The organism is Streptomyces sp. CGMCC 4.7035 (assembly GCF_031583065.1).
In the GTDB taxonomy this organism is placed as follows: domain Bacteria; phylum Actinomycetota; class Actinomycetes; order Streptomycetales; family Streptomycetaceae; genus Streptomyces; species Streptomyces yaanensis.
The window spans coordinates 5,708,522-5,721,059 of sequence record NZ_CP134053.1; the positions used below are offsets into that span (position 1 = coordinate 5,708,522).

General features: G+C 69.7%; 11 protein-coding genes. 6 read left to right on the top strand and 5 right to left on the bottom strand.

Going from position 1 to position 12,538, the window contains the following annotated elements:
* Window positions 1-205: 205 nt before the first annotated feature.
* Window positions 206-1,378, bottom strand: coding sequence for an SEC-C domain-containing protein (locus Q2K21_RS24980; protein ID WP_310775216.1), 1,173 nt, complete (start codon window positions 1,376-1,378; stop codon window positions 206-208).
* Between the two features lie 198 nt (window positions 1,379-1,576).
* Here Q2K21_RS24980 and Q2K21_RS24985 point away from each other — a divergent pair, with 198 nt between their 5' ends.
* The 3 genes from Q2K21_RS24985 to tyrS are packed head-to-tail and all read left to right on the top strand — an operon-like array spanning window position 1,577 to window position 5,817.
* Entirely contained in the window at window positions 1,577-3,100 is a 1,524-nt protein-coding gene (locus tag Q2K21_RS24985; protein WP_310775218.1) for a TldD/PmbA family protein, read from the top strand.
* Window positions 3,097-4,491: a metallopeptidase TldD-related protein gene (locus Q2K21_RS24990; protein WP_310775220.1), complete on the top strand. Its 1,395-nt coding sequence runs from the start codon at window positions 3,097-3,099 to the stop codon at window positions 4,489-4,491. Before Q2K21_RS24985 ends, Q2K21_RS24990 begins: the two co-directional genes overlap by 4 nt.
* Window positions 4,492-4,548: 57 nt before the next feature.
* Window positions 4,549-5,817, top strand: coding sequence for a tyrosine--tRNA ligase (gene tyrS, locus Q2K21_RS24995; protein ID WP_310775222.1), 1,269 nt, complete (start codon window positions 4,549-4,551; stop codon window positions 5,815-5,817).
* Window positions 5,818-5,908: 91 nt separating this feature from the next.
* Here the strand turns inward: tyrS and Q2K21_RS25000 are convergent, their stop codons facing one another.
* Window positions 5,909-6,184: a GlsB/YeaQ/YmgE family stress response membrane protein gene (locus Q2K21_RS25000; protein ID WP_310775224.1), complete on the bottom strand. Its 276-nt coding sequence runs from the start codon at window positions 6,182-6,184 to the stop codon at window positions 5,909-5,911.
* Between the two features lie 244 nt (window positions 6,185-6,428).
* Here Q2K21_RS25000 and Q2K21_RS25005 point away from each other — a divergent pair, with 244 nt between their 5' ends.
* Together Q2K21_RS25005 and Q2K21_RS25010 are read left to right on the top strand one after the other, a co-directional pair.
* A complete protein-coding gene (locus Q2K21_RS25005) occupies window positions 6,429-6,896 on the top strand; it encodes a DUF3099 domain-containing protein (RefSeq protein ID WP_310775226.1) in 468 nt (155 codons plus the stop codon).
* A gap of 239 nt (window positions 6,897-7,135) precedes the next feature.
* Window positions 7,136-7,384: a hypothetical protein gene (locus Q2K21_RS25010; RefSeq protein WP_310781223.1), complete on the top strand. Its 249-nt coding sequence runs from the start codon at window positions 7,136-7,138 to the stop codon at window positions 7,382-7,384.
* A 58-nt stretch (window positions 7,385-7,442) separates the two neighbouring features.
* Here the strand turns inward: Q2K21_RS25010 and moaA are convergent, their stop codons facing one another.
* The 3 genes from moaA to Q2K21_RS25025 form a co-directional block, all read right to left on the bottom strand.
* Entirely contained in the window at window positions 7,443-8,432 is a 990-nt protein-coding gene (moaA, locus tag Q2K21_RS25015) for a GTP 3',8-cyclase MoaA (protein ID WP_310775228.1), read from the bottom strand.
* Window positions 8,433-8,605: 173 nt separating this feature from the next.
* A complete protein-coding gene (locus tag Q2K21_RS25020; protein ID WP_310775230.1) occupies window positions 8,606-10,225 on the bottom strand; it encodes a solute symporter family protein in 1,620 nt (539 codons plus the stop codon).
* Window positions 10,222-10,578 carry a DUF485 domain-containing protein gene (locus tag Q2K21_RS25025; RefSeq protein ID WP_310775232.1) on the bottom strand — a complete coding sequence of 119 codons (357 nt, stop codon included), beginning with the start codon at window positions 10,576-10,578 and terminating at the stop codon, window positions 10,222-10,224. The genes Q2K21_RS25020 and Q2K21_RS25025 overlap by 4 nt, the downstream gene beginning before the upstream one ends.
* A gap of 372 nt (window positions 10,579-10,950) precedes the next feature.
* Here Q2K21_RS25025 and Q2K21_RS25030 point away from each other — a divergent pair, with 372 nt between their 5' ends.
* The gene (locus tag Q2K21_RS25030; RefSeq protein WP_310775234.1) at window positions 10,951-12,483 is read left to right on the top strand and encodes a S8 family serine peptidase; all 1,533 of its coding nucleotides are present in this window, start codon (window positions 10,951-10,953) and stop codon (window positions 12,481-12,483) included.
* Window positions 12,484-12,538 lie beyond the last annotated feature (55 nt).

Consider the following 12,538-nt stretch of genomic DNA (forward strand, 5'->3'; position numbering starts at 1 on the left):
TAGCGGTCTGGAACCTTTGCAAGACAGGCGCCTTCGTCGAAAACCTATCGGTCCCGCCCGCCGCGCGGACAATCGGGCACCGACAGTGGCGAACGGGGCTCGCTGTCGGATTCCTACAGTCGACACGCCATGATCAGTCCGCCATGCCCGGGGCACGAGCGGTGATGACCTGTTCCATGGGCTGCGTTCGGCGTGCTCGGCCCGGTCACACCAGCGCGGGATTCCCGCAGCACTTCTTGTACTTGCGCTCCGAGTCGCACCAGCAGGGGCCGTTGCGCGGCGGGGGCCAGTCGGTCGCCCTGCCTGAGCGGGCGAGCTCGGCCGCGTACGCGGACCGGGTGTCCGGGGTGTCAGGGGATTCACCGCGCGCCTGCGCGTATGCCTCCAGTTCCCGCACGGTCGCCCGGCCGACCGCCACCCGCGGGGCACCCTCCTGCGACAGTTCCCGCAAGGTTTGTTCGACCTGCCGCAGGTGGTCGGCGTGGTCCTCGCCGTAGGCTTCGGCCGCCTTCGGCCGGCGCTCCAGCAACCTGGTGAACTCCTCTCGCGGCCAGTACAGGACGCACGCCGTCCGCACAGGGGCGTGGCCGACAGGGCCGCGGTCGGCGGGGCTGACGGCCGCCAGCCGGTCCGCGAGCTCGCCGAGCTCGTCCTCGAACGCTGCGGGACCGTGCTCGTCCAGCCGCTGGACCCAGAGCGGATCGTGCAGTTCGTCCAGCGGCCGTACCCGGCCGGGCACGAGGGACGATCGCCGCTCATGCAGTACGTCGGCCACATCGTCCCAGTCGTCGTGCGGCTCACCGAGCAGCCGTCGCACCCGGTGGCGGCCGACGACGAGCATCTCGGCGTCGTAGTGCTGCGGATCCGCCTCCACCGCGTCCACCGTGACCGCCGCCCCCGCGCCGAGCACGTGCGTGACGCCGGCCGTGTACCACTCGGCCGCCATGGCCGCCCCGGCATACGCTTCGAGGGCCTCGGCGACGAAGTTCCAGGCACCGGCGTGCCGGGGGTGACGCCGACGGAACGCGACGGCCGCCGCTCGGGCTTTCTGTTCCTGTCCGGCATCCCAGAGCCTGCCGATCCGAAAGGCCTCCACCAGGTCGGGTTCCGAGCAGCCGCCGCTCTCCGGGTCCAGCAGCCGCTCGTACACGGCGATCGCACGGTCGTGCTCGCCCGCATCGCCCCACGCGTCGGCGGCTTCCAGCAAAAGCTCTTCGCGGTCCTCGGGGTGCCGCTCCGCCAGCTTCTCGCACTCCTGGGCCGTGTGGGCGCTGGTGGCCGGCGGCGGGGGCCCGATCGGGCGGAACGCAGGGGTGCGCTGGTTCGTGCGCACCCTGTCGTTGCCGTTCCTGCGGCCGGTGCGCCGCTTGCTGGACATGGCTCCACCGTAATGCGGCCGCAATCGGTGCGGCCGGGGAATCGATGGGGATCACCGGTATGGGCGCCGTGCACCGCCTGCCGGCAGCCTGCGGCAGGCGGTGCACGAGGTCCGGCTCGACTCGGGAACGCGACGAGTGAGACGTGATTCACTGCCTGCGACGGCCAACGCAGGAGAGAACTCGAAGGGATCCCACCCGTGCCCCATGAAGTCGATCAGTCATTCCTGGCACTTCCCCTACGCGCCCTGGCCGACGCCGCACTGGCCCGCGCGCGGGCGCTGGGGGCCGAGCACGCGGACTTCCGGTTCGAGCGGGTGCGCAGCGCCGCGTGGCGGCTGCGCGACGGCAAGCCCTCGGGCTCGTCGGACACGACCGACCTGGGGTACGCGGTGCGGGTCGTGCACGGCGGGACCTGGGGGTTCGCCTCGGGAGTCGATCTCACCCTGGACGCCGCCGCCAAGGTCGCGTCGCAGGCCGTGGCGATGGCCAAGCTGTCGGCGCAGGTGATCAGGGCGGCGGGGTCCGAGGAGCGGGTGGAGCTGGCGGACGAGCCGGTGCACGCCGAGAGGACGTGGGTCTCGTCGTACGACATCGATCCCTTCACCGTGCCCGACGAGGAGAAGACGGGGCTGCTGGCGGACTGGAGCGCGCGGCTGCTCGCGGCCGACGGCGTCAACCACGTGGACGCCTCCCTGCTGACCGTCCACGAGAACAAGTTCTACGCCGACACCGCGGGGACCGTGACCACCCAGCAGCGCGTGCGGCTGCACCCGCAGCTCACCGCCGTCTCGGTGGACGAGTCCACGGGCGAGTTCGACTCGATGCGTACCCTGGCGCCGCCGGTCGGCCGCGGCTGGGAGTACCTGACGGGCACCGGCTGGGACTGGGACTCCGAGCTGGAGCGGATCCCGGGACTGCTGGCCGAGAAGATGCGCGCGCCGAGCGTCGAGGCGGGCGTGTACGACCTGGTGGTCGACCCGTCCAACCTGTGGCTGACGATTCACGAGTCCATCGGACACGCCACCGAGCTGGACCGGGCGCTCGGGTACGAGGCCGCGTACGCGGGCACGTCCTTCGCCACCTTCGACAAGCTGGGCAAGCTGAGGTACGGCTCCGAGCTGATGAACGTCACCGGTGACCGCACCGCCGAGCACGGCCTGGCGACCATCGGGTACGACGACGAGGGCGTCGAGGGCCAGTCCTGGGACCTCGTCAAGGACGGCAAGCTGGTGGGCTACCAGTTGGACCGGCGCATCGCGAGGCTGACCGGGTTCGAGCGGTCCAACGGGTGCGCGTACGCCGACTCGCCCTCGCATGTGCCGGTGCAGCGCATGGCCAACGTGTCGCTCCAGCCGGATCCGGCCGGGCTGTCCACCGAGGACCTGATCGGCGGGGTGGACCGCGGGATCTATGTCGTCGGCGACCGCTCGTGGTCGATCGACATGCAAAGGTACAACTTTCAATTTACCGGGCAACGGTTCTTCAAGATCGAGAACGGGCGGATCACCGGCCAGGTGCGCGATGTCGCCTACCAGGCGACGACCACCGACTTCTGGGGCTCCATGGCGGCCGTCGGCGGTCCGCAGACGTACGTCCTCGGCGGCGCCTTCAACTGCGGCAAGGCCCAGCCGGGTCAGGTCGCGGCCGTCTCCCACGGCTGCCCGTCGGCCCTCTTCAAGGGCGTCAACATCCTTAACACCACACAGGAGGCCGGTCGATGAGCGCCCGTACGAACAAGCCGCACGAGATCGTCGAGCGGGCCCTCGAACTGTCCCGCGCGGACGGGTGTGTCGTCATCGCCGACGAGCACTCCACCGCCAATCTGCGGTGGGCGGGCAACGCGCTGACCACGAACGGCGTCACGCGCGGGCGCACCCTCACCGTCATCGCGACCGTCGACGGCAAGGAGGGCACGGCGTCCGGGGTCGTCTCCCGCTCGGCCGTCACCGCCGACGAACTGGAGTCGCTCGTACGGGCCGCGGAGGCCGCCGCCCACGGGGCGGGGCCCGCCGAGGACGCGCAGCCGCTGGTGACGGGGGTGCCGGAGTCCCCGGACTTCACCGACGCGCCGACCGAGACCTCGTCCGCCGTCTTCACGGACTTCGCGCCGGCGCTCGGCGAGTCGTTCGCACGCGCGCGTGCGGGCGGCCGCGAGCTGTACGGCTTCGCCAACCACGAACTCGTCTCGACGTACGTCGGCACGTCGACCGGGCTGCGCCTGCGCCACGACCAGCCCAACGGCACGCTGGAGCTCAACGCCAAGTCGCCGGACCGTACGCGCTCCGCTTGGGCGGGGCGGTCGACCCGGGACTTCAAGGACGTCGACCCGGCGGCGCTGGACGCGGAGCTGGCGCAGCGGCTGGCGTGGGCGGAGCGCAGGGTCGAACTGCCCGCGGGCCGGTACGAGACGCTGCTCCCGCCGACCGCGGTCGCGGACCTGCTGATCTACCAGATGTGGTCGGCGTCGGCCCGGGACGCGGCCGAGGGCCGCACGGTCTTCAGCAAGCCCGGCGGCGGCACGCGCCTCGGCGAGAAGCTCTCCGAACTGCCGCTGACTCTGCGCAGCGACCCGTACGAGCCCGGCCTGGAGACCGCGCCCTTCGTCATCGCGCACGCCTCCGGCGACGACGCGTCGGTGTTCGACAACGGACTGCCGCTGAAGGCCACCGAGTGGATCACCGAGGGTGAGCTGAGCCATCTGACGAGCACCCGGCACAGCGCGGGCCTCACCGGCCTCCCGCTCGCGCCCACCATCGGGAACCTGATCCTGGACGGCGGCACCGACCGGTCCCTGGAGGAGATGGTCGCGAACACCGAGCGCGGCCTCCTGTTGACCTGCCTCTGGTACATCCGCGAGGTCGACCCGGCGACCCTGCTGCTCACCGGCCTGACCCGGGACGGCGTCTACCTCGTCGAGAACGGCGAGGTCACCGGCGAGGTCAACAACTTCCGGTTCAACGAGTCGCCGGTCGACCTGCTGGGGCGGGCGACGGAGGCAGGGCTCACGGAAAAGACGCTGCCGAGGGAGTGGAGCGACTGGTTCACTAGGGCTGCGATGCCCGCCCTGAGGGTGCCGGACTTCAATATGAGCTCTGTCAGTCAGGGCGTATAACCTCGTAGCCGGTAGTCGTTCGACTGCCTGAAGATCATCCAAGGAGATACGAGAACCGTGACGGACATCGTCGACGAGCTGAAGTGGCGCGGGCTGTTCGCCCTGTCCACTGATGAAGACGCTTTGCGGAAGGCGCTCGCGGACGGCCCCGTCACGTTCTATTGCGGCTTCGACCCGACCGCGCCGTCCCTGCACGTGGGCCACCTGGTGCAGGTGCTCACGGTGCGCCGGCTCCAGCAGGCCGGCCACCGGCCGCTGGCGCTGGTGGGCGGCGCCACCGGTCTGATCGGCGACCCGCGCCCGACCGCGGAGCGCACGCTGAACGCCCCGGAGACCGTGGCCGGCTGGGTCGAGAAGCTGCGCCGCCAGATCGAGCCGTTCCTGTCCTTCGAGGGTGAGAACGCGGCCGTCATGGTCAACAACCTCGACTGGACCCAGGGACTGAGCGCGATCGAGTTCCTCCGGGACATCGGCAAGCACTTCCGCGTCAACAAGATGCTTACGAAAGACTCCGTCGCCCGGCGCCTGGAGTCCGACCAGGGCATCAGCTACACGGAGTTCAGCTACCAGATCCTTCAGGGCATGGACTTCCTCCAGCTCTACCGGAGGTACGGCTGCACGCTCCAGCAGGGCGGCAGCGACCAGTGGGGCAACCTCACGGCGGGCCTGGACCTGATCCACAGGCTGGAGCCGGACGCCACCGTGCACGCCCTGGCGACGCCGCTGATGACGAAGGCGGACGGCACCAAGTTCGGCAAGACCGAGGGCGGCGCCATCTGGCTCGACCCGGAGATGACGACGCCGTACGCGTTCTACCAGTTCTGGCTGAACGTGGACGACCGGGACATCTCGAAGTACATGCGGATCCTGTCCTTCAAGTCCCGCGAGGAGCTGGAGGAGCTGGAGCAGCAGACCGAGGAGCGTCCGCAGGCCCGGGCCGCGCAGCGCGCGCTGGCCGAGGAGCTGACGACGCTGGTGCACGGAGCCGACCAGACGGCCGCCGTGATCGGCGCGTCCAAGGCCCTGTTCGGCCAGGGCGAGCTCACGGAGCTGGACGACAGGACCCTGGCTGCGGCTCTCTCCGAGGTGCCGCACATCAAGGTCGCCGACCTCGGTCCGGTCGTGGACCTCTTCGCGGAGGTCGGCCTGGTGGCCAGCAAGTCCGCCGCGCGGCGCACGGTGAAGGAGGGCGGCGCCTACGTGAACAACGTCAAGGTGACCGCCGAGGACGCCGTCCCCGCCAAGGAGGACCTGCTGCACGGGCGCTGGCTGGTGCTGCGCCGGGGCAAGAAGAACCTGGCCGCGGTCGAGGTCACGGAGGGCTGAGAGGTACGAGGTACTCCCGTACCCACTGGCTGGGAAGGGGGCGGTCCCGGGAAGGGCCGTCCCCTTTCGGGTAGTCCCCTTCCGGGCACCATCAGGCCCTCTCTCTGCCGCGCTTCGTCGATGTGTACGCCATCTCGCCCAGGAAGACGAGGACGATCGCGGCGGCGAGCTGGAGGCCGTGGCGGCCCCAGTCGATGCCCCGGGTCTCCGCGATGCCGAGGCCGCGGGCGATCGCGTTGCCCGCGATGCCGCCGATCATGCCCATGATGGTGGTCAGCCAGAGCGGGCTGTGCTGTTTGCCCGGCAGAATCAGCTTGGCGAGCAGACCCAGCACGAATCCGACGATGATCGCCCACAACCAGCCCATGACTGCCTCCTCGTACGGCTCGACGTGAGCAGTACGCCCAGTCTCGGATTGTCGGCCCTACGGCGCATGTCGGGTACACCCGTACGCGGTAGCGCGCAGTGCGTTCGCCCAGGCAGGAGGTGCCCCGGTCTCGAAGGCGACGGAGGCGCGGCGTAACGTGGTATGTGTCCGGGCCCGGCGGCCGGCCGGGAACGGAACAGGTACGGGCCGGGGAGAGTCCGAGGCAAACGGGTGGTGGAATGTGATGCGGAAGCTGCACAACGGCGGTAACGCCCAGGTGTTCCGGATCACGGGTGCCCGGCAGGGCCTCGCGGACGATGTACGTGGCCGCCAGCGCCGCTACGTGATCTCGATGAGCGTACGCACGGTCTCGGTGATCCTCGCGGCCACCCTGTGGAATGTCGAGCGGCCCGTCGCCATCGTCGCGCTGGTCCTGGGGGCCACCCTCCCCTATATCGCCGTCGTCATCGCCAACGCCGGACGGGAGAACGCGCCGTCGCTCCCGTCGAGCTTCATCAACGTCCCCACCCGCCCGATGATCGCGCCGCCGCACGAGAAGGGCACCTCCTCTGCATGGGGGTCCCCCCGCTCGAGCGAAGCCGAGAGTGGGGGAGAAGCCAGGAGCGGGACAGGCACCGCGGAATCCGTCCCGGAAGACGCCCCGGCGGAGCCGGCGGCGGGGATCCGGAGCGAGCCGGGCGGCCGGAGCTGACCACGGCGGATCGCCGGGACGCGGAATCGGACCCCGCACCAAGCTCAGGAAAAGCTCAGATCAATCATGTTGTTCCAGTGCCGGGTACCGGGTTACCCGTGACATACTTCGTACGCGCTCCGCATCCCCCGTCGGAGCGACAGACCGACGCCGGGCAGCTCCCCCCGTGGCTGCTCGGCGTCGCCTTTGATGAACACGCTAGGGTCGTGGATGTGATTGGCCCTGATCCCGATTCCCCGATGTGCTCCGCCAAGGGCTGCCGTGCGGACGCCGAGTGGGTGCTCGCCTGGAACAACCCGAAGCTGCATACGCCGGATCGCCGCAAGACGTGGCTGGCGTGCGAGGAGCACCGCGAGTATCTGTCGAAGTTCCTGAGCGTACGAGGGTTCCTGAAGGACGTCGTCAGGCTGGAGGACTGGGAGTCTCCCGAAAAGTCCCCCGAAAGGCCCGCCGAAAAGTCCCCGGAAAGCGGCCCGTCAACGGGCTGAGCCACCGTCCGCTCGTCAACGGGCCGAGTCCCCCTCCCCCGCTCGTCAACGGGCCGAGTCAGCCTCCGATCGCCGACATCGGCCGCTCGGGCTGCAGGAACGACGGGTCGTCCAGCCCCGACCCGGCCTTCTTGCCCCACATGGCGAGTCGCCAGATGCGGGCGATCTCCTCGTCGGGGGCGCCGGAGCGCAGGGCGCCGCGCAGGTCGGTCTCCTCGGTGGCGAACAGGCAGGTGCGTATCTGGCCGTCGGCCGTCAGCCGCGTACGGTCGCAGGCCGCGCAGAACGGACGGGTGACCGAGGCGATCACGCCGACACGGTGCGGGCCGCCGTCGACGATCCAGCGCTCGGCCGGGGCGGAGCCGCGCTCGTCGGCACCCTCGGGGGCCAGTTCGAAGCGCGTGCGCAGCGAGGCCAGGATGTCCCCGGCGGTGACCATGCCCTCGCGCTTCCAGCCGTGCTGGGCGTCCAGGGGCATCTGCTCGATGAAACGCAGCTCGTAGTCGTGCTCGACGGCCCAGGCGAGCAGGTCCGGGGCCTCGTCCTCGTTCAGGCCCGGCATCAGGACGGTGTTGACCTTGACGGGGGTCAGGCCCGCCTCGCGGGCGGCGTGGAGACCCTCGATGACGTCCTTGTGGCGGTCCCGGCGGGTGAGAGCCTTGAAGACCTCCGGGCGCAGGGTGTCCAGCGAGACGTTCACCCGGTCCAGCCCCGCCGCCTTCAGGGCCGTCGCCGTGCGCCTGAGGCCTATGCCGTTCGTGGTCAGGGACATCTGGGGGCGGGGGGCCAACGCGGCGACCCGCTCCACGATGCCGACCAGGCCGGGACGGAGCAGGGGCTCGCCGCCGGTGAAGCGCACCTCCTTGATACCCAGGGAGGTGACCGCGATGTCGATCAGGCGGACGATCTCGTCATCCGTCAGCAGGTCCGGCTTGGACAGCCACTGCAGGCCCTCCTCGGGCATGCAGTAGGTGCACCTCAAATTGCACCGGTCGGTCAACGAGACCCTCAGGTCGGTGGCCACCCGGCCGTAGGTGTCGATGAGCACGTGGGCCCCCTCCCTCGTCGCGGATCACATGTTTTCCGTCACCTGCGAGCCTACGTGACACCACCGACATCGACAGTGGCCGGATCCCACGAAGGTTCCCGCACGTACGCCGCGGCCGCGCCGTAGATCCCTACGACGCGGCCGCCGGTGCGAGCGGGGCCCCGCGAGATCAGTCAGTGCGCCCCGGTTCCGGTCAGGGACCGCACCTCCAGCTCCGCGTACTTGCCGGCGTCCGCCTCCTCCTTCGACAGGAGCGTGCCGAGCCAGCCCAGCAGGAAGCCGACCGGGATGGAGATGATGCCCGGGTTCTCCAGCGGGAACCAGTGGAAGTCGGCGTCCGGGAACATCGACGTCGGCTTGCCCGAGACGACCGGCGAGAACAGCACCAGCCCGACCGCGGTGACCAGACCTCCGTAGATCGACCACAGCGCGCCCTGGGTGGTGAACCGCTTCCAGAAGAGGCTGTAGAGGATCGTCGGCAGATTCGCGGAGGCGGCGACCGCGAAGGCGAGGGCGACCAGGCCCGCCACGTTCAGGTCGCGGGCGAGGGCGCCCAGGGCGATGGAGACGGCGCCGATGCCGACCGTCGCCCAGCGGGCCGCGTTCACCTCTTGCTTCTCGTCGGCCTGGCCCTTCTTGATGACGTTCGCGTAGATGTCGTGCGCGAACGAGGAGGACGAGGCCAGGGTCAGGCCCGCGACGACCGCGAGGATGGTGGCGAAGGCGACCGCCGAGATGGTGGCCAGCAGGATCGCGCCCCAGTTGGAGTCGACGCCTCCCAGGTGCAGGGCGAGCAGGGGTGCGGCCGTGTTGCCCGCCTTGTTGGAGGCGATGATCTCCTCCGGCTTGATCAGCGCGGCGGCGCCGAAGCCGAGGGCGAGGGTCATCAGATAGAAGGTTCCGATGAGGCCGATCGCCCAGTTCACGGACTTCCGGGCGGCCTTGGCGGTGGGGACCGTGTAGAAGCGGATCAGGATGTGCGGCAGGCCCGCGGTGCCGAGGACCAGGGCGATGCCGAGCGAGATGAAGTCCAGCTTGGTCGTGCCGGTCGCGCCGTACTTCAGGCCCGGCTCCAGGAAGGGAGCGCCCTTGCCGCTGTTGGTGGCGGCCTTGCCGAGCAGGTCCGAGATGTTGAAGTGGAACTTCAGCAGCACCAGGAAGGTCAGCAGCAGGGCGCCCGCGATCAGCAGGACCGCCTTGACCATCTGCACCCAGGTGGTGCCCTTCATACCGCCGATGGTGACGTACACGATCATCAGGACGCCGACGAGGGCGACGATGCCGATCTTGCCGCCGTCGCTGGTGATGCCGAGCAGCAGCGAGACCAGGACGCCGGCACCCGCCATCTGGGCGAGCAGGTAGAAGATCGACACGACGATGGTGGAGGTGCCGGCGGCCGTCCGGACCGGGCGCTGGCGCATGCGGTACGCCAGCACGTCGCCCATCGTGTAGCGGCCGGAGTTGCGCAGCGGCTCCGCGACCAGGAGCAGCGCCACCAGCCAGGCGACCAGGAAGCCGATGGAGTACAGGAAGCCGTCGTACCCGAAGAGGGCGATCGCGCCCGCGATGCCGAGGAAGGACGCGGCGGACATGTAGTCGCCGGAGACGGCGAGGCCGTTCTGGAAGGCGGTGAACTGGCGGCCGCCCGCGTAGAAGTCGGCGGCGCTCCTGGTCTGGCGGCCGGCCCAGACGGTGATGACGAGGGTCGCGGCGACGAACACCGCGAACAGGGTGATGATCAGCGGCCGGTGCTTGCTCGCCTCACCGGCGGCCAGAACGAGTGCCGGGCTCATGCGTCGCCCTCCATCCGGGACTTGATGGCCTCCGCCTTGGGGTCGAGCTTCGCGGCGGCGTGCCGTGAGTACCACCAGGCGATCAGGAACGTGGTGAGGAACTGGGCGAGACCGAGCACCAGGGCGACGTTGACGTTGCCGAAGAGCTTGGTTCCCATGAAGTCGCCCGCGTAGTTCGACAGCAGGACGAAGACGAGGTACCAGGCGATGAACGCCACGGTCAGCGGGAAGGCGAACGAGCGGTAGGAGCGGCGCAGTTCACCGAATTCGGCGCTCTCCTGGACCGCGGTGAACTCCTCGGTGGACGGAAGGCTGTGTTCGGTCCTGGATGGGGGAGGTGCGTCGGTTGCCACGGTGTCTCCTCGCGTTGCGGGTGCGGTGACGACGGTGGTCGGCGGCGCTGGGGCTTCGCCGACGGGCGGGACGAGTACGGCCGTACGGTTCCGATCTGACAGTGACGTGGATCACAGAACCAGGTGCGACGGTAGTGCTCCGGTCCGTGATCCGACAGGGGGCCTCGATCGTCCTGGGTGCTCCCTGCCCAAGGTCACGGCGCCGCGCGTGGACCGGTTCAACTCCCTTGGTTTCTTTCGTACCTCGTTGCGGGAAGTCATTGCTGGCCAGCCGGGTCGCCGGATAGTTTCACCCTGCACCACCCGTCATGTACCTGCCGGACGCCAACCGCGTTCCGGCTCGTTCACGTTTCCGGATGATGTGGAGACCCCATGGCTCATCTGCGTTCCAGACGCCGGCTCGCCCTCGCCGTCCCGGTCGTGCTGTCGCTGACCGCCTCCCTCGGCTTCCTGCCGAGCGCTGCCTCAGCCGCTCCGAGCACCACCACCACCGCCACCGCGCAGACCGCCGAAGGCCCCGAACTCGCCTACGTCGTCAACACGAGGACGGACCATCACACGATCACGTCGGTGCAGAAGGCGATAGCCGCGGCCGGTGGCTCGATCGTGGTGACGTACGACAAGATCGGCGTGATCGTCGTCCACTCGGCGAACCCGGACTTCGCCAAGACCCTTCGTGCCGTCCGCGGAGTGCAGTCCGCGGGTGCGACCCGGACCGCGCCGCTGACGGCCGCGGGCACCACGGACGAGGGCGCCGCGCAGTACCTGACGAAGGCGGAGGCGGCGAAGATCACCGCTCGGAGCACGGCGTCGGGCGAGGAACCGCTGGAGGCCGACCAGTGGGACCTGCGCGCGATAGGCGCCGACAAGGCCGCGAAGATCAACCCGGGCAGCCGTGACGTCACGGTCGCCGTGATCGACACCGGCGTCGACGACACGCACCCGGACCTCGCCCCGAACTTCTCCGCGTCGCAGTCCGCGAACTGCGTGGGCGGCAAGGCGGACACCTCCTACGGCGCCTGGCGGCCCGCGGTCCCCGAGCACTACCACGGCACGCACGTCGCCGGTGAGATCGCGGCGGCCCGCAACGGCATCGGTGTCGCCGGTGTCGCCCCGAACGTCAAGGTCGCCGGCATCAAGGTGGCCGACCCGGTCAGCGAGCTCTTCTACCCCGAGAGCGTCGTCTGCGCGTTCGTGTTCGCCGCCGACCACGGCGTGGAGGTCACGAACAACAGCTACTACGTGGACCCGTGGCTGTACAACTGCATGGACGACCCGGACCAGCGGGCGATCGTCGACGCGGTCAACCGGGCCCAGTTGTACGCCCAGCGCAAGGGCACCCTCAACCTCGCCTCGGCGGGCAACTCCAACGACGACCTCGACTCCCACGCGCTCGTCGACGACTCCAGCCCCGACGACTCCACCGCGGTGACCCGCACGGTCGACCCGCACGAGTGCTTCGACGTGCCGACCCAGCTGCCGGGTGTCGTCACGGTCAGCGCCACGGGGGTCACGAACGCCAAGTCGTACTACTCCAGTTACGGCGACGGCGTGATCGACATCGCGGCGCCCGGCGGCGACAAGTACAAGATCCCGGACACCCCGTCCAAGAACGGCCGCATCCTGTCCACGATGCCGAACAACCAGTACGGCTTCCTCCAGGGCACGTCCATGGCGTCCCCGCACGCGGCGGGCGTGGCCGCGCTGCTGAAGTCCACACACCCGTGGGCGACTCCGGCGCAGCTCCAGGCGCTCCTCAAGGCGCAGGCGGACAACCCCGGCTGCCCGACCGACCCGTACGACGGCAACGGCGACGGGGTCGTGGACGCGACGTGCGTGGGCGGCAAGCGTGTGAACGGCTTCTACGGCTTCGGCATCGTCAACGCCCTGCGAGCCGTCAAGTAGCCCTCCTGCCCTGCCGGTTGAGCTTTCGCACGGCTCGTACCGCTGGTACCGCGAA

What these genes read in the sequence shown, in the direction of transcription:
- Q2K21_RS25010 (WP_310781223.1), top strand. Translation starts at nt 7,136, where the DNA reads ATGTGCTCCGCCAAGGGCTGCCGTGCGGACGCCGAGTGGGTGCTCGCC.
- Q2K21_RS24990 (WP_310775220.1), top strand. Translation starts at nt 3,097, where the DNA reads ATGAGCGCCCGTACGAACAAGCCGCACGAGATCGTCGAGCGGGCCCTC.
- Q2K21_RS24980 (WP_310775216.1), bottom strand. Translation starts at nt 1,378, where the DNA reads ATGTCCAGCAAGCGGCGCACCGGCCGCAGGAACGGCAACGACAGGGTG.
- Q2K21_RS25020 (WP_310775230.1), bottom strand. Translation starts at nt 10,225, where the DNA reads ATGAGCCCGGCACTCGTTCTGGCCGCCGGTGAGGCGAGCAAGCACCGG.
- Q2K21_RS25030 (WP_310775234.1), top strand. Translation starts at nt 10,951, where the DNA reads ATGGCTCATCTGCGTTCCAGACGCCGGCTCGCCCTCGCCGTCCCGGTC.
- Q2K21_RS25005 (WP_310775226.1), top strand. Translation starts at nt 6,429, where the DNA reads ATGCGGAAGCTGCACAACGGCGGTAACGCCCAGGTGTTCCGGATCACG.
- Q2K21_RS25000 (WP_310775224.1), bottom strand. Translation starts at nt 6,184, where the DNA reads ATGGGCTGGTTGTGGGCGATCATCGTCGGATTCGTGCTGGGTCTGCTC.